The sequence below is a fragment of the Thauera mechernichensis genome, assembly GCF_029588855.1.
Classification (GTDB): domain Bacteria; phylum Pseudomonadota; class Gammaproteobacteria; order Burkholderiales; family Rhodocyclaceae; genus Thauera; species Thauera mechernichensis.
On sequence record NZ_JARQZE010000002.1, the window covers coordinates 338576 to 359702 of the forward strand.

The 21127-nt window shown below is 64.5% G+C and carries 12 protein-coding genes; 1 reads left to right on the plus strand and 11 read right to left on the minus strand.

The features are described 5' to 3' along the window. The first annotated feature begins 36 nt into the window (after nt 1–36). Complete coding sequence (locus tag P7F68_RS04510) at nt 37–2343, plus strand: tetratricopeptide repeat protein (protein ID WP_277831024.1); 2307 nt, start codon at nt 37–39, stop codon at nt 2341–2343. On the opposite strand, the gene P7F68_RS04515 is transcribed toward P7F68_RS04510, so the two are convergent. From P7F68_RS04515 to P7F68_RS04565, 11 genes are all read right to left on the minus strand, one after another. After that, nucleotides 2344–6084, minus strand: coding sequence for a glycoside hydrolase family 99-like domain-containing protein (locus P7F68_RS04515; RefSeq protein ID WP_277831026.1), 3741 nt, complete (start codon nt 6082–6084; stop codon nt 2344–2346). A 33-nt stretch (nt 6085–6117) separates the two neighbouring features. Next, nucleotides 6118–10197 carry a glycosyltransferase gene (locus P7F68_RS04520; RefSeq protein ID WP_277831028.1) on the minus strand — a complete coding sequence of 1360 codons (4080 nt, stop codon included), beginning with the start codon at nt 10195–10197 and terminating at the stop codon, nt 6118–6120. Beyond that, nucleotides 10181–10915, minus strand: coding sequence for a WbqC family protein (locus P7F68_RS04525; RefSeq protein ID WP_002924151.1), 735 nt, complete (start codon nt 10913–10915; stop codon nt 10181–10183). The genes P7F68_RS04520 and P7F68_RS04525 overlap by 17 nt, the downstream gene beginning before the upstream one ends. Further along, complete coding sequence (locus P7F68_RS04530) at nt 10915–12126, minus strand: DegT/DnrJ/EryC1/StrS family aminotransferase (RefSeq protein ID WP_277831031.1); 1212 nt, start codon at nt 12124–12126, stop codon at nt 10915–10917. Before P7F68_RS04530 ends, P7F68_RS04525 begins: the two co-directional genes overlap by 1 nt. Continuing rightward, nucleotides 12123–13325, minus strand: a complete 1203-nt coding sequence (locus tag P7F68_RS04535; RefSeq protein ID WP_277831033.1) for a DegT/DnrJ/EryC1/StrS family aminotransferase — start codon at nt 13323–13325, stop codon at nt 12123–12125. Before P7F68_RS04535 ends, P7F68_RS04530 begins: the two co-directional genes overlap by 4 nt. Before the next feature lie 9 nt (nt 13326–13334). Then, on the minus strand, nt 13335–14141 hold the full coding sequence (locus P7F68_RS04540) for a sulfotransferase (RefSeq protein ID WP_277831035.1): 807 nt from the start codon (nt 14139–14141) through the stop codon (nt 13335–13337). Then, on the minus strand, nt 14138–14854 hold the full coding sequence (locus P7F68_RS04545) for a class I SAM-dependent methyltransferase (protein WP_277831037.1): 717 nt from the start codon (nt 14852–14854) through the stop codon (nt 14138–14140). The genes P7F68_RS04540 and P7F68_RS04545 overlap by 4 nt, the downstream gene beginning before the upstream one ends. After that, nucleotides 14826–15875, minus strand: coding sequence for a hypothetical protein (locus P7F68_RS04550; RefSeq protein WP_277831039.1), 1050 nt, complete (start codon nt 15873–15875; stop codon nt 14826–14828). The genes P7F68_RS04545 and P7F68_RS04550 overlap by 29 nt, the downstream gene beginning before the upstream one ends. Nucleotides 15876–16212: 337 nt before the next feature. Next, on the minus strand, nt 16213–17694 hold the full coding sequence (locus tag P7F68_RS04555; RefSeq protein ID WP_277831041.1) for a flagellin: 1482 nt from the start codon (nt 17692–17694) through the stop codon (nt 16213–16215). Nucleotides 17695–17986: 292 nt separating this feature from the next. Then, nucleotides 17987–18958, minus strand: coding sequence for a WD40 repeat domain-containing protein (locus P7F68_RS04560; protein WP_002939411.1), 972 nt, complete (start codon nt 18956–18958; stop codon nt 17987–17989). Nucleotides 18959–19276: 318 nt separating this feature from the next. Then, nucleotides 19277–21070, minus strand: a complete 1794-nt coding sequence (locus P7F68_RS04565) for a complex I subunit 5 family protein (RefSeq protein ID WP_277831044.1) — start codon at nt 21068–21070, stop codon at nt 19277–19279. Between the last annotated feature and the right edge of the window lie 57 nt (nt 21071–21127).

Here is a 21127-nt window from a genome sequence, read left to right on the forward strand (position 1 = left end):
GCGGGCCGGCTTGCTTCCATGTGACAGAGGGTGTGAATGAAGGTCCAGCTTCCTTTATCGGCTCGTGATCAGGAATTATTGAGTCAGGCCACCAGCCTCTTTTCACAGGGGCGTTACGATCGGACGATTGCACTGGCGGCAGAACTCGGTGCCAGGCATCCGCGACATCAGGTTGTCCACAAGCTCCATGGCTGCGCGCTGCAGCTTGCCGGTCGAAGTGAGGAGGCCGTGGCCGCGCTTAGGATTGCCGTCCGCCTGGCGCCATCCGACGCACAGGCCTGGAGCAACCTTGGGAATGCGCTCGCATCGTGCGGGTTGTTCGAGGATGCATTGGACGCCCATCGGAGGGCGTTGGTGTTACAGCCTGTCAGTTCGGCGTTCAACCACAATCTCGGGTGTGTCCTGCTGCAGGTTGGCCAGCGTGCCGAAGCGCTGGACCATTTCTGGCGGGCCTTCGATTTCGCCCCATCTGATGCCGAACTCGCGCGCCTGTGCCGTGAACTGCTGGCCGAGCTCGGCGACCTCGACCGTGCGGCACTTTTCTGCCGGGTCAACCTCGAGCGTTTGCCTGCGGACGCGGGTGCGGCGGCAATGCTTGGCGGCATCGTGCTGCAGCAAGGGCTGATCGATGAGGCGCTCGTGCTTCTGGACGCCTCCGTGAAGTCAGTGCCTGGCGATGCGGTCGCCTGGTCCAATCTGTCGGTTGCGTTGAGGGGGGCGGGGCGGTTTCAGGATGCAGTGGAGGCCGGACTGCGCGCTGCGAGCCTGGCTCCCGAGTGGGCGCAGGCCTGCAACAATGCGGCGGTGGCGCTGCGCGACGCCGGACAGCTGATGCAGGCGAGAACCATGTTGCTGAGGGCGATCGAGTGTGATCCTGCGTTCCCGGACCCGTACTACAACCTGGGATGTACCTGCGCCGATCTCGGTGACAACGAGACCGCGCGTGAGGCCTTGATCGAGGCAATCAAGCGCGAGCCGAGAATCGACTGGATGCTGCAGGCGGCGCATGCTTGCCGGCAGCTTGCCGACTGGGACGGGGCTGAGCTGATCGAAGCCGCGTTCTTCCAGCAGTTCGGCGAGGGTCTGCAAAGTCAGGCGCATGTGCTACCGTCGCCGTTTGCCTACCTTGCCACGCCAGGTACGGGCCCGGTAGACCAGCGCGTTGTCGCCGAGCATTTTGCGGCGCAGTATGTGGCGAGGGTAGCTGTGGCGCGAACAGGCGCCGCGTCCGCTCGTGGGCCATTGCGACTGGGCCTGTTGTCCGCCGACTTCAGGGATCACGCGACGGCGCATCTTCTGGTGGGCGTGCTTGAGGCGCTCAGCCCCGAGCGTGTCGTGGTGTTTGCCTACGATTACGGTCCGGCTGTCGAGGACGCTTACAGCGACCGTCTGCGGCGGGCAGTAACGAATTGGGTGGTGCTGCGGGATATGTCCGACCGTGACGCGGCTCAGCGTATCGCAGATGATCGAATCGATATCGCGATTGACCTGAAAGGGTGGACTCAGGGGTACCGCGGGGGGATTCTGGCGCACAGGCCGGCGCCCTTGCAGATGCAGTGGCTCGGCTTTCCCGGGACGATGGGTGCGCCCTGGATCGATTACATCATTGCCGATTCAGTCACCATCCCGCACGGCGCAGAGGGCGCGTACAGCGAACGCATTCTTCGACTGCCGGGCTGCTATCAGCCAAACGACGCCCTGCGCGCGGTGGCAAAAACGCCGGCACGTAATGCGCTTGGTCTCCCCGAGGGGGCGCTGGTGCTCGCAGCAATGCATCAACCTTACAAGATAACGCGCGAAGTCTTCTCGCTCTGGTTGCGCCTTCTCGATAAGGTGCCTGACGCAGTGCTCTGGCTTCTGGTTCCTCCGGAGCAGGTTCGCCTGCGCCTGCTCGACGCCGCACTTGCTGCCGGTATATTGCCAGAGCGGTTGATCTGGGCGCCACGATTGCCGATGGCCGACCATCTCGGCCGGTTGTCCGCGGCCGATCTCGCCCTCGACACCTTTCCGGTGGGTGCGCACACCACGGCGAGCGATGCCTTGTGGGCGGGCGTCCCGCAGCTCGCCTGTCGTGGAGACTCGTTCGTGTCGCGCGTGTCTGCCAGCATAGTAGAGGCTGCGGGCATGGCCGAACTCGTCGTCGACAGCGAGGCCGGTTATGAGGCACTGGCGCTTGCACTCCTTTCCGACCGGCAAAGGCTGGGGAGGCTCCGCCAACGGCTCAGGGCACAACGTGCCGACTGCGCGCTGTTCGACACCCGGCGTTTTGCCGATCGACTCGCCCACGGCCTGGAGATGGCGAGGGGTGGGCAGCCGCTTGGTCATATTGACGTGACGGACTGATCAGCGCGTCCACGCCGCCAGCCAGTCCTGCAGGCGAGCATCGATCATCCAGTCCCTGCGCACCTCGGCCTGGAGCGCCCGGCCAAGCGCTTCCCGTTCCGCGCCGTCTGCCACAAGGCGTCGTATCGCGGCGACCCACTGCTGGGTGGTGTTTGCAACCCGGACGACCGGAAGTCTGCCCTGGTAGGGCAGGAGGTTGCTGCAAACCACGGCGTAGCCCAGCGCGCCGTATTCGAGCAGCTTGAGGTTGCTCTTCGCTTCGTTGAATGCGTTGGCCGCAAGAGGCGCGATTGCAACGTCGAGGCCGAGCGAAGCGAGCGCCTCAGGGTAATCCTTTACCGCGACCGGAGGGTGGAACTCGCGGACATAGGGCTTGAGCCGGTTTGGGCAGTAGCCGAGGAAGATCCAGTCGACTTCGGCGGCAAGAGCTTTCACGACGTCCTCGATCAGGTTGAGATCGCCGCCGTGGCTGTTGCTGCCGGCCCAGCCGACTCTTGGCCGAGCCCGTTCCCTGCGCTTGGCTTGCACGGCCCCCCAGACGGCGTTATCGAGCAGGTTCGGCGCAACCACGGTCTCTTGGGCGTAGCGACCAAAGGCTGCTGCGAGTGGTTCGGTTGACACGACGAGCCGGTCGCACAGACGGATTGCGCGGGCGAGGCGTGCCTCGATGTCGGCGGGGAACTCCCTGGCGTTGTCATTCTCGCGCGGAATGCGTGTCAGCAGGTCGTCCAGTTCGTAGACGATCAGGCTTTTCGCGTGACGTCGGTACGACTGCAGCCATTCCAGCCCAAGGTCGCTGAAGATGCGTTGGGTGACCAGCGTGTCGGGGGCGAGTGCCGCCAAGTCCCAGGGGCCAAGGAAGCGTGTGCCGGCTGCGCCCTGGACCAGGGTAGACCGGGTCAATGCACGCAAGGGCGTGAGGATGCGCATCTCCCCGCAACCTGTGGTGTCGGCGGGCTGAGCATAGATACGTGGTACTGGATGCCACGGCAGCGGGTCGCGCGCGAGCGCAGCGTCGGTCTGGAGCCGTGGTCGATTGAGGTGGCGGGTGAGTTGTTGGTTGAAGTACGGGTCTGCCGGCAACTCGCCAAGCCAATCGTCCAGCAGCGCGGCATCGGCTGCTCGTGGAGGACGGAACGAAGGGCGCGGCACAGTACTGACCGAAATGACGGTTGAGAACGGCGTCCACAGGTTGCGCCGCCCGCTGCGGGCAAGTCTAAGGCAAAGGTCGATGTCGGCGTGCACGTCCGGGTAGCGACCGGCTGCGAAACCGCCGATGTCGATAAGCAGATCGCGGCGAATCATCAGGCATCGCATGGTGATGGCCGAGCAGTTCTGCTCGAGTTGCAGTTCGGCACCGTTGCCGGTGTGGGCAGCGGAAACCCCCTGGAAGGGCGAAGCGGCGACGCCCATTTGTCCGAGTCGGATCAAACCATCGCACAGCGATCCGTCGGTAGCCAGGACGCGACCGCCGACTGCGCCGATCTCCGGGCGCAGGGCATGACGGGTCAGACCGTCGAGCCATTCGGCGTCAAGCGGAATGAGGCCCTCGCCGAGAAACAGGATCAGGTCGGCATCTGCTGCGGTCCACAGTGCGTTGGCTATGGCGGCGGGCGAGTCGCTTGCCACCTCGACGACCCGGATGCTTGGAGACCCCAGCGCAGCCAGTTCTTCGAGGCATCGACGTACCTCGGGCTGCGCCGACGGGGCCAGGGGGAGCATGATGTCTGCAGGGGCACTCGAGGCATGGCTCAGGATGCCCTCGATCGAGCGCAGAATGCTGGCCCGGTCCTTTACGGTGGGGATCACTACGGTGACCCGAACGGGATGCGCGTCGTGCTCGTAGCGGATACGAACGCTGTCTTCGAACAGGCCGTGTTCGATGTGTGCCTTCAGACCGAGCCGTTGCAGGTGCTGCTGGAGCAACTCCGCACGAAAGCCCAGTGGTATCGACTGATCGGGCAGCAGGCGCTCGAGGGCAACGTTCGCGATGTGCTCGATGCCCCGGCCGTCGTCGCGCTCGAGCGCGCGCAGCATGGCGGCGAGCGCCAGCGCGTCGGTTGGCGAGTCGCCAATGTCGTCGAGGGCCGCCAGCATCAGCGTCCGGCGACCGATAACGGCGCCACCTACCGTCAGGGTTGAGCGTAGCCAGTCCGGATTGCAGCCGGGGGCCAGCCATGTTCGTACGGGGCCGTCAGCGACATGGCGTCCGTCTCCATCGGTGAACACGAGCGTCGCGTCCGGGGCTGCGATGAGTCTTTGCGCTACGAACAGCAGGGCATCTTCCGTGAGTGTGTCGCCGCCGTTCAACAGGGTGACCCAGTCCTCCTGAGCTGTATCGATGATGCCTCGCGCGACGGCTGCCGCCTCCTCCTGGGGAAGCGTGTGCCAATCGAGTCGATCGGAGCCGATTTGCGGCGCCGGATGGCGGGAGAGCACGTCGAGATGCCAGTGCTCGTAGAGTTGTGCTGCGATGGCGTTGAGCGATCTCTGCAGCGCTTCGTCTGAGCAGCGCGTTGCATCGAGCACGACCCGAATCGGTGGCGGCGTAACCGAGGCCAGGTGCAGGTCATGCAGGCGCGCAGCCGGCTTGCCGATTTTCAGACCGGCCTTCCATTTCGCGTAGGCTTCACGCGGGACGAATCCTTGGTGATCGAGCGCGTCTACCAAGGGCGGTGACTTGAGGCTGTCGGTGGCAAGCGCTGAGGCCAGCGCCCGCCGCGTTGCCTCGAGGTAGCCGCGACCGAAGCGCTGATCGGGTTCGAGGTGGTTACCCTCGGCCCATTCGTTCCAGGCGTTGATGAACACGAGCTGCTGGCTTTCGGGGCGTGCCGCGACGCTGCGCAAGGTCTCGGTCAGCCAGTGCTCATAGGCCTCGGGCGAACTGTCGGCGATGATGAAGGCGTTCTTCCTGCGGCGGGCAGAGTTGTCCCATGACGGCGTGACGCCGGGGAAGCGCAGATGCGGAACCTCGGGCCGGGCGAGTTCGGTTTCGACCAGATCGCGGTAATCGACGACGAAGTGGCCATCCGGCAGCACGACGCTCGGGTTGTCGTCAGTAATTGCCATCCAGTCTGGCTGGAAATCGACCGAAGCGTCGAATCCGAGCGCGTGAGGGTTGTCGCGCTCGTTGAAGAAGTTCTCCACCCGGCAGACGAAGAGTTCGCCGATGCCGGCCTTGCGCGCTTCATTGCGCCAGATGGAAAGCGTGCGCTGCGGGTCGGGTAGGTGGCGGGCACGGTAGATCAGGATCAGCGGCTTGCCGTCTATCCGGATGTAGCGCGGATCTCTGAACGCCGTGATCAGGTAGCGGATGTGTTCGCGGTCGTCATCATCGTTGTAGTTCTGCCCGATCAGGACCTCCTGTTCCGCGCCATCCCAGCGCCGCGTCCAGTTCTCGTTCGCCCAGCACAGGCAGAACGGGAAGTCCGGTTCGCCCGACGCGAGGATTTCCTCGAATGGGCGTTCCAGCAGGCGTTTGCCGTTGAACCAGTAGTGGTAGTAGCAAAACCCGTGGATACCATGCTCGCGCGCGAGTTCCGCCTGAGCTGCGCGCGCTTCGGGCAGGCGCAGGTCGTAGAACCCGAGATCTGCAGGCAACTGCGGTTGATGATGGCCCGGAAAACGCGGGACGGCCTTGGTGACATTCGTCCACTCGGTGAAGCCCTTGCCCCACCAGGCATCGTTCTCTGGAATGGGGTGGAACTGAGGGAGGTGGAAAGCGATGAGTTTGGGGTTCATGCGGGCTTGTCTTCGGCTCGATGGTGAGTGCTTTTACCGTGTGCAGGAAATGACGATCGGCTGCATGAAGTAACCGCCGAAGCGGCCTGTGGAGAGCAGGCCTTGGAGCGGGTCAAAACAAACGCCCAAGCGAACACTCGAGAAGCCCGCGCTGCGACAGATGTCGAGTAGGTCCCAGCCGAAGTTGTAGTAAGCGAGGTGGGTGCCGTGATACTCCGCCGGAAACAGATGCGTGATCTCGCCGGAGGCATCAAGCGTTGCACGTTTTCTAGACACGCTCATCGTCTGCGAGAAAGGCGCGCTGAACACGAGTTGCCCGCCGGTTCTCAGTACCCTGAAACACTCGGCGAGAGCAGTCTCGACGTCCGGCACATGCTCGAGCAGATCTGCATGCGCTACGACATCCAGGCTCTGGTCTGCGAACGACAGGCGCAGAATGTTCTCGTGTCGAACCGTTCGCCCCCCAATGCTCACCGGCGCGCCGCCCCGGATGTCTGTTGATTGGAACTCTGAGCCTATCAGGTTCGGCAGGCGGCTCGACAGGTGGTCGTAGAGTGGCGTGGTCGCTTCCATGAGCAGAACCCGAGCACCACTGCCGATGTGTGAAACAGCGCGCTCGATCGAAAGCCCGAGCACCCTGGCGCGGTTGTGTGTGTGACAGTGCTCGCAGAGCATGCCCTCACGCAGATGGGTGTGACCTTCAAGTTGAATTCCAGCTGAAACGGTAAACGTCGTTGCGTGTTGGCAGAGCCCGCAATAGCCCGGGAATCTCTGCTGGGCCGCGATGTGGCGCTCAATGAGCGCTTGTTTGTCCTTGATTTCCTTGTCCCACGCCAGGTAGGACTCTGGTTCGGAGAACCACTTGAACCCGGTAAGTTCGTGTGCGCTCAGGTAGCCGAGCGCAGTCAGAAGGTCGGGAGGGTTCGTGCCGGGGCCTGCAGCTGTCGATGTCTTCGATGGCCGTGGTGGAGGACTTGCCTTGGAGGGGGCGTTTGCTGCTCGAAGGGCGGCTAATTCATCACGCATGCGATCGTAGTCGTCGAGCCGGTGTCTTTGCTCATCCGATGGGCTACGAAGGTCGGCAAGCAGTCTCGCCCACGCGACGGGCCCAAGTGTGGGAGCCTTGCCCAGGATGTCGCGTACCAGCCCGTAGTCGTCGTTGCTTACCGAGCCAGAGCGCAGGATCGGGCTGAGCGTGGCGAGTGCATCTTCAAAGCGTTGTTCGATACCTTGTGTCAGAGCCAGGTTGCGCCTGGCTGAAACGGACTTCGGGTCGCGCTCCAGTGCCATGCCGAAAAGCGATATAGCGGTCTCTGCATCGCTTTGGCGAACGGCGATGCAGCCCAGATCATGGTAGGCATCGGCAAGCGGCGTCCCTGCAAGTACCAATGCGCTCAGGATGTCGGTGGCCTCAGCGAGTTTGTCACTGGCGATGAGGGCACGTGCGACCTCCAGTTGCCGGCGATCTTCTGCGAGTGCAGGTGCCTGCAAGTCGGGGAGCGCTTCCGACTCGTTCGATAGGGCTTGAGTGGGCAGTTCGCTTGCGGCGGCACCCGTCGAGGCGACACCGGGGGCAGGTGTTACCTCGGTTGTCAGCATGTCCTGAGCGGCAGAGAGGGCGCTTGCAGCAGCAGCGCGCAGCGTCTCCAGGGCGACGTCTCGGCTGGAGAGTTCGGCGCGCAGCTTTGCAGCCTCATAGCGCAGGTCGGCGAGCAAGCGTGCCCAGGCGACTGCGGACAGCTCGGAGGCCGCACCGAGGATGCGACGAACAAGAGTCAGCGCCCCTGTGTCGTGCGGATGCTTGCGCAGGAAGGGGCTAAGCGTACTCAATGCGCCCTCGAAGTTGCCCCCTTCGGCTTGCAAGGTCGCCGTGCCCAGCACTGCACGAGCGCTGTCGGGCGCACGTTCGGTCGCCGCCTGCATCAACTCGAGTGCAGCGTCGCGCTCGCCCTGAGCGAGCGCGATCTCGGCGAGGTCGGCATAGACTTCCCAAACTGGCGTTCCCTCCGTAGCGAGGGCGATCAATGCCTCCGCACCGTCCACGCGGTGTCCGGCAGCCAGCAGCTCTGCTGCTGCCTCGTAGCGCGGGTAGTCGTCCGATCGAAGTAGTGCCGGTGCACATTCGGCAGTGGGGGCAAGGGCCGTCTCCACAAGCCTGAGCACGGTCGCGGCCAGCGGCTCCGCGGGTGTGGCCGCGGTATGGTGGGCGCGCGCAGCCAGACGGCGGTTGAGCGGCAGCGTCGGATCGATATGCCATTCCGTCGTCCCCGGCTTGCGGTGCGGAACCAGCGGGTGCGGATCGTGTGCGAAGCCGAGAGAGTGAGAGCCGTGTGCCAGCTTCTGCCATGAGCTTGCGACAAGCTCGCGGACCTCAGGGCGAGCCTGGCTCTGCCCGGCATGAATGCGGAAGCGGCTGAGCGGGCGGGCGATATAAACGGCGTCGCCTTGCGAGAGCAGGTTGTGCCAAGCAGCGATGTCGCCAACCACGCGGATGTCGTCATGGCCGTCGAAGGCGGCATAGTGCGGTCGAATCCAGGCGATATCCGCACGGCGGAACATCACCGTGCTGGGTTCGCCGATGAAGTTGCTCTGGAGCGCGATTACCGCACCTGCCAGGGCCTCGCCACGGAACACGCAGTCTTGCTCGGCGAGCGCCTCCGTGTGGTGATCGTCGGAGAGTGCCTTGCCATCGCCGTCGATGCGTTGGCGGCGCGAGAAGACCAGTGTGGCCTGCGGATCGCTGCGGAATGCCTCCACCATGCGCTCGACGCAGTCGGGTTCGAGCACATCGTCGTCGCACAGGAATTTGATGAAGTCGCCGCGCGCTCGTTCGATGCACTGGATGAAATTCGCCCGCCCGCCCAGGGTGGCTGGGTTCCTGATCCACTCGATGCGATCGGCCGTGGCAAGGCGGCTGGCGATCTGGCGAAGGAGATCGTTGCCACTGTCGTCGCTGACCAGGATCTGGAGGCGGGGATAAGTCTGTGCCAGCGCGCTCTTCAGGCAGGCAGCAAAGTGCCCGGGCTTGAACGCGGGGATCGCGATCGTGACCAGCGGCAGCTCTCCTTCAACCATGCGGCGGTCCGCGGTGTGCAGCACCAGCGTGTCCGCATGAGGGGTTGCGGTGGTGAAGCCTGCATAGCGGGCACGTTCGATCAATACGTGGGCCTGCGCGCCGACCGCGGCGATGCGTAACTCGCCGCCCGGGCGCAGACTGCGGCGAAATGCCCGCATCAGCCGGAGCTGCTCGCCGATTGGTCTGGCAACCAACGTGCCGTCGTCCTCGATGGCGGCGAGCGCAGGCAGTTGGTCGGGCAGGGCGGTGTCTTCATGACCCTCTGTTTCTGCTTCAGTGGGGCCGACAGCCACCGCATCGTCCGCCCCCGCGGTCGAGATCGGGCGCGACGCGATGCGGGAGAAGATGAAGGCGTGGTTCTCGAAGCGCGCGAGATCCAGCACCTGCCCCCAATCGCGATGGAAGGTCTGTTCGAAGCCGAGCTCGGCCATTCTTGCGATCAGGTCGTTGTTGGTGATTCCCCACTGCCAGATGTGGTGGACGTCGCGCCAGTTGCGATCGTGCGCAGGGTGCTTTTCGTCGAGCTTGCGGAAGAGGTCGGCATAGGTCGGGTGGTTGCGGTCGTGCGGGACGTTGCTGAAGTACGCATCCTCTCCAAGATCGAGCAGCCGGATCGACTGCTCGCCGGTGTATTGCTGGTTGAAGATCACCACGTGTGACGCACGCGAGGCGTACATGCGCAGGATTTCGCCCCAGTCGGGGCTGACCTGATGGAGCAGGGTGTCGAAGAGGAACACGACGTCAAAGTGCGGTAGCTTGGCGAAGACCTCGCGATCACCGAAGTTGCCCTGGACATAGGCCAGTCGCGGTTCGTCGGCAAGCGCACTGAGGAAGTTGCGGGTCGGATGAGTGTCGACTTCGGTTCCGCCCACGCAGCCCGGTTGCGCGAGTGCGTGAAAGGCGTACACACCATGCACTGCCCACAGCCCCCCAAGGTCTGCGAAGCGCCATGGGCCCTCGATGCCGCGGGCAACGCGCTCGATCAACTCGAGCTTGCCGGGATGGGGCGGGTTGACCGGTTCAGTGGCACTGCTCATGGCATGGACCTTCGGTTCGGAGGTTGCATAGGTACCTGCCGACTTCCTCCGCGCTACACCACATCAGCACGTCCAGTATCGACAGGTTGGGTTCGAAAACATAGGGGCGGCAGGCGTAACGCAGGTCGTTCATCTTTGTGAAGCCGAGTTCGATCCCGGCTGCCGACCACTCCTCAGGGCGAAAGATATCCTGTCCGCCGGGGGGATTCAGATAGGCATCTGCGCCAAGGTGGGCAGCAATGCGCAGCGCCCATTGTCCTGCGTGCTCGATGTTGTCGAGGGCAAGGTCTAGCGCGGAGCAGCGCTGAGGTGAGAAGGCAATACCGATCCGCTGCGAGACCGCGGCCAAGCTCGCCAGATTGAGACCGACCAGCGAGTCGGCGTCAGGATGGGAGAATGTTTCGCGCACTAAATCGACGACCTCGCGGAAATACGGTGCATGGCGGCGGTAGTGCTGCAGCTGGGCGAGCAGTCTGCGCTCGGCCTCGGCAGGCGCGGCAAGGCGTACGGCGGATAGTGCCGTTCCGTGTGGTACTTTCTGCACGGGTATGCAGAAGTACTGCCAGCCGCTGGTCGGATGCAGGATGCGATTGCGGTTCATCCAGCTGCGTCGGTTGTACTGCACGACATCAAACGCCACCCAGCGGTCGACCTTGGCCATCAGCTCGAAGTAGCCGATGTATGGGAACGGGTAGGGTTGCATGATGCCAAGCTTCATCAGCCAGGTACTCCTTCGCGCCTGGCCTGCAGTCGGCGGCCGATCTCGTCGGCGTGCGCAAGCGCAAGGTCGATGAGCCCGCATATCACCTCGGCGATCCCCTCATCGACGCGCGGTCCCAGCGGAATCTGAAGACTGCTGCGACACAGCGCGTCCGTGACCGGCAGCAGCGGAGGCCTTGCCTGCTCGGCATACGGTGACAGGTGATGAACACCGGGGTGGAAGTAGCGTCGGGCAAGGACGTTCTCGGCTCGCAGCAGATCGAGCAGATCGTCGCGCGACAGGCCTGCTGCGGAGTCGACCTCGAGCACCGCATACTGGTAGTTGTGTGCTTCGCCATTCGGGTAGTCGTAGAGCCTGACCCCCCGCCAGACGGCGGCGCGTTCGCGGTAGCGCATGAAGATGCGACGGTTGTGATCGCGGTGGGCGTCGAAGTGTCGTAGCGACAATAAGGCCATGGCTGCCTGCGCCTCGCTCATCTTGCCATTGATGCGCAAGCCAACGTCGGCGAAGCTGTGCGCCTGGTGGAAATTGCGGATCGTGCGTGCTCGCGCTGCGATCTCGTCATCATTGGTGGTGAGGCAACCGCCTTCCGCTCCGCTGATGATCTTTGTCGCATGAAACGAGAACGCTTCGATACGACCCAGTCCGCCAATGAACTGGCCTGCATGGCTGCAACCGAAGGCATGCGCGGCGTCGTAGAAGAGTTGGAGCCCATGTGCATCGCACAACGCTGCAAGCCCGCTCGGGTCGCACGCGGTGCCCCAAAGGTGAACCCCTAGCACAGCGCTGGTCTGCGGGCCGATATGGGGGGCGACGGAGGCTGCGGTCAAGCCGTGCGTATGCGCGTCGACATCCGCAAATACGGGCTCCAGTCCCGCCCATGATAGTGCCTGAACGGTGCCGGGAAACGTGAATGCAGGCACGATCACTTGGCCACCGAGCCTCAGCGCGCGTGCTGCGATCGCGAGCGCGATCGTGCCATTGGTGACGCAGATTGCGTGCCGTACCCCGAGGGCATTCTTCACCGCCTCTTCCAGTTCTGCTACGAGAGGGCCGTGGTTCGTGTAGTGGCCGCGCGCGAAGATGCCGTTGAACGCGGCTTTGAACTCGTCCCAAGGGGGCAGGTTTACCTGGCCGACGGGGATCTCCTCCGCGAAGCTTGGGGGGCTGCCGAAGAGCGCCAGTTGCTCGAGAGTCTCTTTTCTCATTTGGCCTCCTCGATTGCGGCGAGCGCAGCCCGTACGGCGGGGGCGTTGAGTACGATGAACCGGACCAACGCGGCGATGTGCTCGATATCCTCAACGCTCACCGACTCTCCGGTGGGCATCTGGATGATGCAGGTCGATAAGGTCTCGGCAACCGGCAGGGGGGCGTGGTGGGGGTTGTCCTGCAGGTGCAGTGCTGGTGCGTAGTATGGGCGCGCCAGGGCTCCTTCCGCACGGAGCAAGGCTACAAGCGTATCGCGTGACAGGGGCCAGTCGTGGGATAGGCGAAGCAGCGGAAACTCCGCGTTCGTGGCCTCTTCCTGTGGATAGGGTATCCAGGATAGACCCGGGATGTCGCGAAATGCCTCTTCGTAGGCTCTCAGGCGCGCTCGGTTGCGGGCGATGATGGCGGGCAGCCCGTCCAGCGCGGCGAGTGCGCTGGCAGCATGGATCTCGTTGAGCTTGGCATTCATGCCGAGCGTGTCGATGGAACACTCGCCGGAGTAGCCGAAATTGCGTTTGCGCCTGAGCAGGGCCGCGAGTTCATCATTGTCCGTTGTGACGTAACCGCCCTCGAAGCCGTTGAGAAGCTTTGTCGCGTGCAGGCTGAAGACCTCCGCGATACCGAATCCGCCGATCGGCTTGCCGCGGTATGTGGCGCCCAAGCCATGCACCGCATCATAGAGCACGGGTATTCCGTGTTGCTTGCCCAGCGCTTCGAGTTCATCGATGGGGCAGGGGCTGTTGGCCTGGTGGACACCGAGGAGCATGAGCGTGTCATCGCGGAGCGCGTTCGCGACGCTGGCTGCTGTCAGTGTGTGGGTGTCCTTATCAACGTCGCAGAAGATCGGCTCCGATCCCGCCCAGCGCACGATATGGGGCAAACCGGTGTACGTGAAGGTTGGAATGACTACGCTGCCCTTGCGGCCGCCTGCGACGCTCTCCATGAGCGCAATGAGGGCGAGTCCTGCATTCGCGTACGCAATGCAATGCCTAACGGCGTGAAAGTCTGCCAGTCGTGCTTCCAGCTGTTGGACGAGAGGGCCGTTGTTCGACAGGCGGCGGCCTTCGAATGCGCCTCGCATCAGCTCGAAGAAGTGCTCGGTGTCCGGTTTGGCAAGCTGCCCGATCGGTCGTGGTCGATCGAAGAGGGCTGGCCCGCCAAAGAGGGCAAGGTCGGCGACGGTGTGTTTGTCATTCATTGTGGGGGCTCAGGACAGGAACGACGCAAGTGGCGTGCCCTCAAGTTCGGCGACGATCGCTGCGCTGATCGTGGGGTCCAGCCTACCGGCCCAGCGGGTGGTGACGCTCGGGTGCTTGAACACCGCGCGCGGATGGCTGCTGTGCTCGACTCGGGATGCCTGCAAAAAGGTCTCCGTCTGCGGGTGAAGCGTCAGCCCAAGTGCCTCCAGCATGCGGGCGGTGTACGCAGCCGGCGTTTGTACCCACTGCTCGTAGCGGGCAAGGTGAAAGCGCTTGGGATAACGCCGAGCCAGGTCGAGGTAGAGAGAGGTGACGGACTTCCAGTCGTCGAAGCCCCAGTACTCGCCTACTGCAGTCTTACGGCAATTTCCGCTTCGCCACTCGGCGTTCGGGTCTGCGTTGGCAGGAAACTCGAGCGGATTTGCCAGCCACGAGTGGATCGTGGCTCGTGGATCCCTGACGATACCGATCACCTGCGCATTGGGTACGAGATCGAGCAGGCAGGGCAAGAGGTGGTGGTAACGCGTGGACTTGATTGCCAGCAGGGGCGGTGCATCCTCGCGCTCGGGGAAGTCAGGGATCAGCGCATCACGGCGAAGATAGTCCTGGTCCAGGTAGTCGCTACGGGTGTCGTAGGTTGCCTGCAGTAAGGCCGACCAGGCAGCTGCGGAGCTGTGTTCGTCCAGTGCGTTCTTGAATTCGTATGAGAACAGCGGGCACAACTTGTAGCGTACCGAAGGGTGTGAGGCGAAGATCTGTCCGATCCAGTTGGTACCTGAGCGGGGCATGCCAGCGATCCAGACAATGTTCTTCATAGAACGTCTCCGGCCTGCGGGGTGAGAATTGCGTCGAAACGATAGTGGGCAGCGTAGAACTCGGGCGGCATGACACGCGTCCGGCAGTCCCAGCCGCTCTTGCGCGCCAAGGCAATGAAGTCGCGCTGAGTATGCCAGACACCGATCGCCGACCGCGGCGTATCCAGTGTGTCGGGACTGGGCATGTTCGCCCCGAAGAAGGCCGCTGAGCGGTCACGGTCTGGAATGTTGCCGATGAACACGCGACTCAGTCTCGGGCAGTTGCTACGCAGCGCGGAGAGGACGGCCCCCGCCCGTTCGGGCGAGAGATACTGCAGCGAGCCGTAACACACTGCCTTGGTGAAGTCGCTGCGCAGCGTGCTCGACAGAAGATAGTCCAGCACCTCCGACAGCTGGAACCGCTCCTGGCTGTCCGCGGCGAAGCGACTGCGCGCAATCTCGATCAGGTAGGGGGAGGCGTCCACACCAACCCCGTCGGTACAGCGTGCGAACCAGTGTGTCGAGAGCGCGCCATTCCCGCAGCAAAGATCGAGCAGTACGTCGTCCTCTGACAGCTCCAGCGCAGCCGCCGTGCAATCGAGTATCAACTGAATCTGATCGCTCTCGAGCGGGGCGCCTCCGAGCGTGCGTTTCACCTGCCCCCAAAGGTCGTCGGGTGCGCAGCTGCGGGCGTGGGCATCGTAGCTATCGTTCTCGGGCCTGGATCGCTTCATCGCGGTCTCCCGTTCTTGTGGGCTGGCTCATCATCAGCCAGGCGAAGATGGTCGCCAGTTTCTCGGCGCTTAGCGGCGGTACAGGCACGTCTTCGCACGTGGGTTCAAGCGCAGGCGGGAACAAGTCACTTCGGTCGAAATAGGTGCGGGCGACGGCACTGTTTCCCGCCTCGTAGCGTCTGCGGACGGCGTTGCGGCTCGCCTGGGTATGAAGTGGCGTGTCGTCGAGCCCGAGCGTGGCCGCCTCCTCCGAGAGTCGGATCAGCTGTTTGTGATAGCGACGCTTATCAGCCGTGGGCAATGGCAGACGGTTGATGATGCGCTGGAATTCGAGCAGGTCCCTGACCAACCGGAGGTTCTCCCTGCCTGCAGGGTAGCTCAGCGATGGAGCAGGAACTTCGAGCAGTTCCAAGAAGTCGCGGCGCACATCGAAGCATTCGTCGTCCTCGGCGTAGGTGCGCACGACCATCTGCTGCAGCCCGAAGACGCTAGCCCACCGGCCGAGCCTGTGCTCGTAGTCCCAAAGATCGTCATGATCAGCAATGCTCTGCTCGAAGCTTCCGCTGTAGCCCAACGCTTTGACCGACTGGTTGTACCAGGATTCGATGGCGTCTTCCTGGCGACGGATATACACCACGATCGCCACCGTGTCTGGCGCATAGCCGAGTGCGGCGAGCATGTCGCTGACCGCGCTTGGGTCCGATAGCCAGTAGAAATTCTCGCTACTCAGTACAAGCTGCGAGCCTGAAGGATGCGCGTCGAGTTCGCGTCGGAGCTTGCCGATGAGCACATCGAACGGGAGACGTTCCCCCGTTGCCCAGTCCGGGTAGCCGCCTCCGGTGAGGAACGCAAGCTCGTGCTGGGCAAAACCGAGCTCTATCGATTCCGGGTACACGAGCCCCGAGCGTGCAAGCTGTCCGCGGTTCTGCTTCAGAAAGTACTGCAGGGCAGTCGATCCGGTCTTGGGCGTACCGATATGGAGTATGCACCGCACCCGTCGAAGGGCTGGCTTGTCTCGCACGAGTGGTATCGGCATTCGCTTGTGGTCTCAGGGTTGATCTGTCAGGTCACAATCCCCGCCTCGTAACGGGTCGCCCGGTCGCAGCCCTTGTCGTGTCCCCCGCTGGTGGTTCCGGTGGGACCGAGCGGTGAAGGTCATGAGACTGAAGGGCGGATCCGGATGTCGATAGCGAGAGTAACGCATCAGCTCAATATCGAAGGCGCGGAATAGGCGGGTTATCAGCCTGCCAATTCGATCGTTTCCGTCCGATGCTCCATCGGGGGAGGGTCCTTGTTCCTCAAGCACGAAAAGCGAGAGTCCCGCCTGGGGACTCTCGCTTCACGGCATCACACCTTGATTAACCTTGCAGCAACGACAACACCTGCTGCGGCAGCGCATTGGCCTGAGACAGCATCGCCGTGCCGGCCTGCTGGAGGATCTGCGCACGGGTCAGGTTGGCGGTCTCGGAGGCGAAGTCGGTGTCGCGGATGCGGGAGCGCGACGCCGACAGGTTCTCCGACGAGATCTGCAGGTTGGCAATCGTGCTTTCGAAGCGCGACTGCAGGGCGCCGAACTTGGCGCGCTGGCCGTTGATTGCGGACAGGGCCGCATCGACCATCGCCAGTGTTCGCTGCGACGACTCGACCGAGCTGACATCCAGGTTGCTGACAGCCTGCAGTTGAGATGCAGCAGTCGTGTTGTTGAAGAAATCGGTTGTGTTGGGCGCTTCGATGCTGAAGGAGCGATCGGAGTCGAGGATGAGCTGCCCAGTGCCGATCGCGCTCGCGCCGGCGCCTGTCGAGGTCCCCCCGATGGTCGCTGTTGCGGACCCGGAGGCGGCATTCGCAATGGTGATGTTTTCGCCGGCTGCGTTCAACAAGGTGATGCCGTCGCCGGTATCGTTCACTCGCGCGCTCACGCCTGTCTTGGCCGAGACATCGTTGAAGGCATTGATGGCTGCTGCCAGGCCGTCATTGTCTTCGGCGCCGATGGTGAAGGAGATCGTCAGCGGCGCAGCGTTGTTCGAGGTGATGTCGAACTTGTAGCTGGTGTTCGGTGCGCTGAAGTCGATGTCGAACTCGGTGCGTGCACTGGCGGTAACCCCTGTCGTGCCGCTTTCGGCATTGATCAGTTCGGCGGCGTTCTTTGCCGAGGCGCCTGGACCGATCGTCACCGCTGCAGTGCCTGCGGCACCGCTGATGGTGACCGTTCCGCCCGCCACGCGGTTCGCAGCCGCCGCGGAGGAGCCAAGTGCGAACGCGGTGCTACCCGGGGTCAGATCCCCCTTCGCGCCGATGTTGGCTGCAACCTGAGAGCCGATTCTGTAGCCGCCGTACTGGTTCGTGCTGAAGTTCGCGGTGGTGGCCTGGATGGTCTGGCCGGCGTTGGCACCGATCTGGAAGGTGGCGGTGGAGAAGGAGCCGTCGAGCAGCTTGCGGCCGTTGAACTCGGTCGATTTGGCAATGCGATCGAGCTCCGATGTCAGCTGGTTGACCTCGGCATTGAGCGCCTGGCGGTCCGATGCAGAGTTCGTTGCGTTGGCCGACTGTACGGCAAGTTCGCGCACACGCTGGAGGATATCGCCGGCAGACTGCAAGGCACCTTCGGCCGTTTGCGCAAGCGAGATACCGTCGTTTGCGTTGCGGCGCGCCTGATCCTGGCCGCGGATCTGCGAGGTCATGCGTTCCGAGATCGCCAGGCCCGCGGCGTCGTCCTTGGCGCTGTTGATGCGCAGACCCGAGGACAGGCGCTGCAGCGAGGTGGCGAGCGAGCCGGCCGAGGTGTTCAGGTTGCGCTGCGCGTTGAGCGAAGCGATGTTGGTGTTGATGACTTGAGCCATGATTGATCTCCGAGGGTGTCCGTTGCGTCTGCAGTACGGCCAGCGTTGTCGGAATGCCAGGTCCGGGGTAGAGCGTGGTCGTGCTTGACCGGCTCTCAGCGAATTCCGTGCCAGGTGGTCAAAGCGGATTCTATGGGGCCGGATCGGCGATCAAAGGCCGGAAAATGCCGGTAAATCAGCGGCTATTCGGCAAAGCTTGCCGGTTTTGTCATGGTCACTGCGCATAGTTTGCCGCCTGCCCGTGCCGCGCTGCCGGTTGCCGGCAGGCAGCGGAGTGTGCATGGCAGGCGGTTCAGCGTGACCACACCCTGACCGACCCGTCAGAGAAACCGGCGATGATGCTGCGGCTGCGGAGGTCGTGTGCGACCGCGGTCGTGGTCAGGCCGCTGCTGCGCACCGCGGAGGGGGCGTCGGCCTGCCAGTGCCTGACGAGTGTGCCGGCGCTTACGTTCCACTCCTGGATCCGGCCTGCGGGCAGGCCGGCGAGCAGGGTGAGGCCGTCGGGCGCGAAGCGCGCACTGACGATGGAGGTTCGGTCATGACCGATCGCGCTGACCGCCTGGTTGCGCTGCAGGTTCCAGACCATGCCCTTGCCGTGATAGCGGCCGACGAAGAGCAGGCTGCCGTCCGCGGACAGCGCCAGTGTCGAGATGCCGCTGGCAAACTTGTGTGCGAGCAGCGTGCTGCCGGTATCGAGGTCCCAGGCGCGCAGCATGCCGTCGTCGGCGCCGGTGATGCCGATGCGGCCGTCCGCGGTGATGGCCACCGCCTGTACGCCGTTGCCATGGCGAATGCGCGCAAGCGGCTCGTCGCGGGCGGTGTCGATGAGCAGCGCCGAGTTGTCCTGCAGGCCGACGAGCAGGCGCTGGCCGTTGCCCGAGACGGCGATCGACAGTACCGGAGCCTCCATCGCCCAGGTGCCGATGGCACGGCCGCTGGCGACGTCCCATAGCGCGAGTTGATGGCGCTCGGCGGTCGCTGCGAAGCGCCCTTCGGCCGAAAAGGCAGTCGCTACCAGCGCAGAGACCTGGTCCGGCTTGTGGTTCCAGTCGTAGAGGCGTGCGCCGTCAGCCGTGCGCCACAGGCTGCCACCGTGCTGCACCGCGCCGACCAGCACGTGTTCGGCATCCAGGCTGATGCTGAGCGAGAACACCCCCCCTTTTTCCGTGGTGCGCCACTCTCGCAGTGGGGTGTCGCTGCAGCCCGCGAGGGCCAATGCGAGGGACAGCAGCAGGGGGCGCACGGGAAGGATGTTCATCTTCATGGCGTCAGCGCCGCATTGCTGCGGGCTCGGGTTAGGGCATGAGCCAGGGAGGCGTCATGGTGCATGGCTGGCGTGAGGCGCCTCGATGCCCGAATCCTATCGCCTCACGGTGGGTCAGGCCAGCCTGGATACAGCATTGTCTGTGGCGGCGTCAGCCGCGAGCTTTTCTGGTCCCGACCCTGGCGGTGTTGCCTTCAACCCCTCGCGGCTGGCGCCGCTCCTACGGGGGAGGCGGGCCACGGTCTGCTGTGGGAGCGGCGCCAGCCGCGAGCTTTTCCTGTGCCCGGCGCGATGCCTGTTGTTGGCCGGAACCTGCGCCTACCGCGCCAGCGGCCCTACAAGCCACGCACCCAGCGCCAGCGCCAGGCCCAGCGCTGTCAGCAGTGCAAAGAGCAGGGCGGCATGCCGGCGCAGCGCTTGCTCCAGTGCACTTGCAGGCGGCGGTGCGATCGCCTCGTCTCGCGTGTCTGCCGCGCTCGGAGCGCGCCAGCCATGGTCGGTGGCGATGCGACCGGCCAACTCAGTGAGTTGGCGTACGCACGCCTCTGCCACCCTGCGCAGTCTCTGCAGCAGGCCAAGCAGCGGCGTCAGCACGTCGCCGGCCGGCAGCTGCCAGGCGCGCAGGCGGCGGGCGGCGAACACGGCGAGTGCGCTGCCGGCGAGCACTGGCCACAGCAGCTCGGGCAGGTAGGCGGGGTCGGGCGGCAAACCTGCGGGCACCGGCACCCAGGGCAGCAGGATGAGGCCGGCCACACTCGCGCCGAGCACCAGCGCCCAGCCCAGCCATTGGGCGGCGGCCGGGGGCGCATGGTGGCCGTCGTCGGCTTGTTGCGCCAGCAGCCAGAGGTAGCGCGCGACCAGCGCTGTGGTGCCGGCCGCCGCCAGGCTCAGTACCAGCGGCAGGTGCTGCCACCACGCCGGGGTGACGATGCCGCCCGCGAGCGCGGTCTTCAGGCTGATCTTGGCGGCCGCGCCGCTCACCATCGGCCCGGCCAGCGCCAGCCCGGGCAGCGCCAGCGCCAGCCACAACGCCCGCCGGTGTATGCTGCCCGCGTGGGCCAGCGCGGGCGCGATGCCCACGCCGAGAAACAGCGCACCCTTGGCCAGGCCGTGATGCAGGGCGTAGAGCGCGATCGCGGGCGCCAGCGCGGGCCACAGCGCTGGCTGGTGCAGGCCGGCGCCCACGCCGACGGTGATCAGGCCCATCTGGCTGACGCTGGAGTAGGCGAGCACCGTCTTCGGTGTGCGTTGGTGGATGCCGATGGCCGCGGCGCCGAAGGCGGCAGCGAAGCCGAGCGTGATCAGGCCCAAGCCCCAGCCCGGCAGCGCGACCACCCCCAGCGGCAAGGTGACGAGCCAGCCCAGCAGCCCAGCCTTGATCATCGCCCCCGACAGCACTGCGCTCGCCGGTACCGGCGCCACCGGGTGAGCCAGCGGCAGCCACATATGTAACAGCGGTAGCCCGGCCTTGACGCCAAAACCGGCGACCAGGCAGGCGATCGTGAGGTCGCGCCGCGGCGAGGCCGCGATTGCGCCCGCCAGGTCACTCAATAGCGGTGCCTGCGGCGCCGCGCTGGCGCTGGCCGCGAGCAACAGGCCAGCGATGATCAGGCCTTCACCGGCGACCGCCATTGCCAGATAAACCCGCCCGGCGTGCAGCGCCGCGCCACTGCGGTCGTGGATCACCAGGCCGTAGGCGGCAAAGCTCATCAATGCGAAGCTGGCATAGAAGCTCGCCAGGTCGTGGGCGAGGATGAGGCCGAAGTTGCCCGCCATCGTTGCCAGCCACAGCAGCCGGAAGCCACTCGCCCGCGCGTCGCCCGCCAGCGTGCCACGGCTGTAGAGGCCCGCGCCCAGCCACAGCAGGGCGGTGAAGGCGAGAAACACCCGCCGTGTTCCGTCCAGCGCCAGCACGGTGCCGAACAGCACCGCATCGAGCTGCACGCTCACCCCCTGCGCGCCGCCCAGCCCCAGCAACAACGCGGGTAGTGCTGCCCATGGCGTCCAGCATTCGATGCGGCAGCGCCAGCCGGGCACGCACCAGGCCAGCACCATCAGCAGTGGCAGGGTCGGGACCAGCACCAGGCCGAAAGCGTCGATTGCGCGCTCCATCAGCGGGCCTCCTCGACGGTAGCGGATGCCATCATCACAGACCGCGTGGCGGACCTC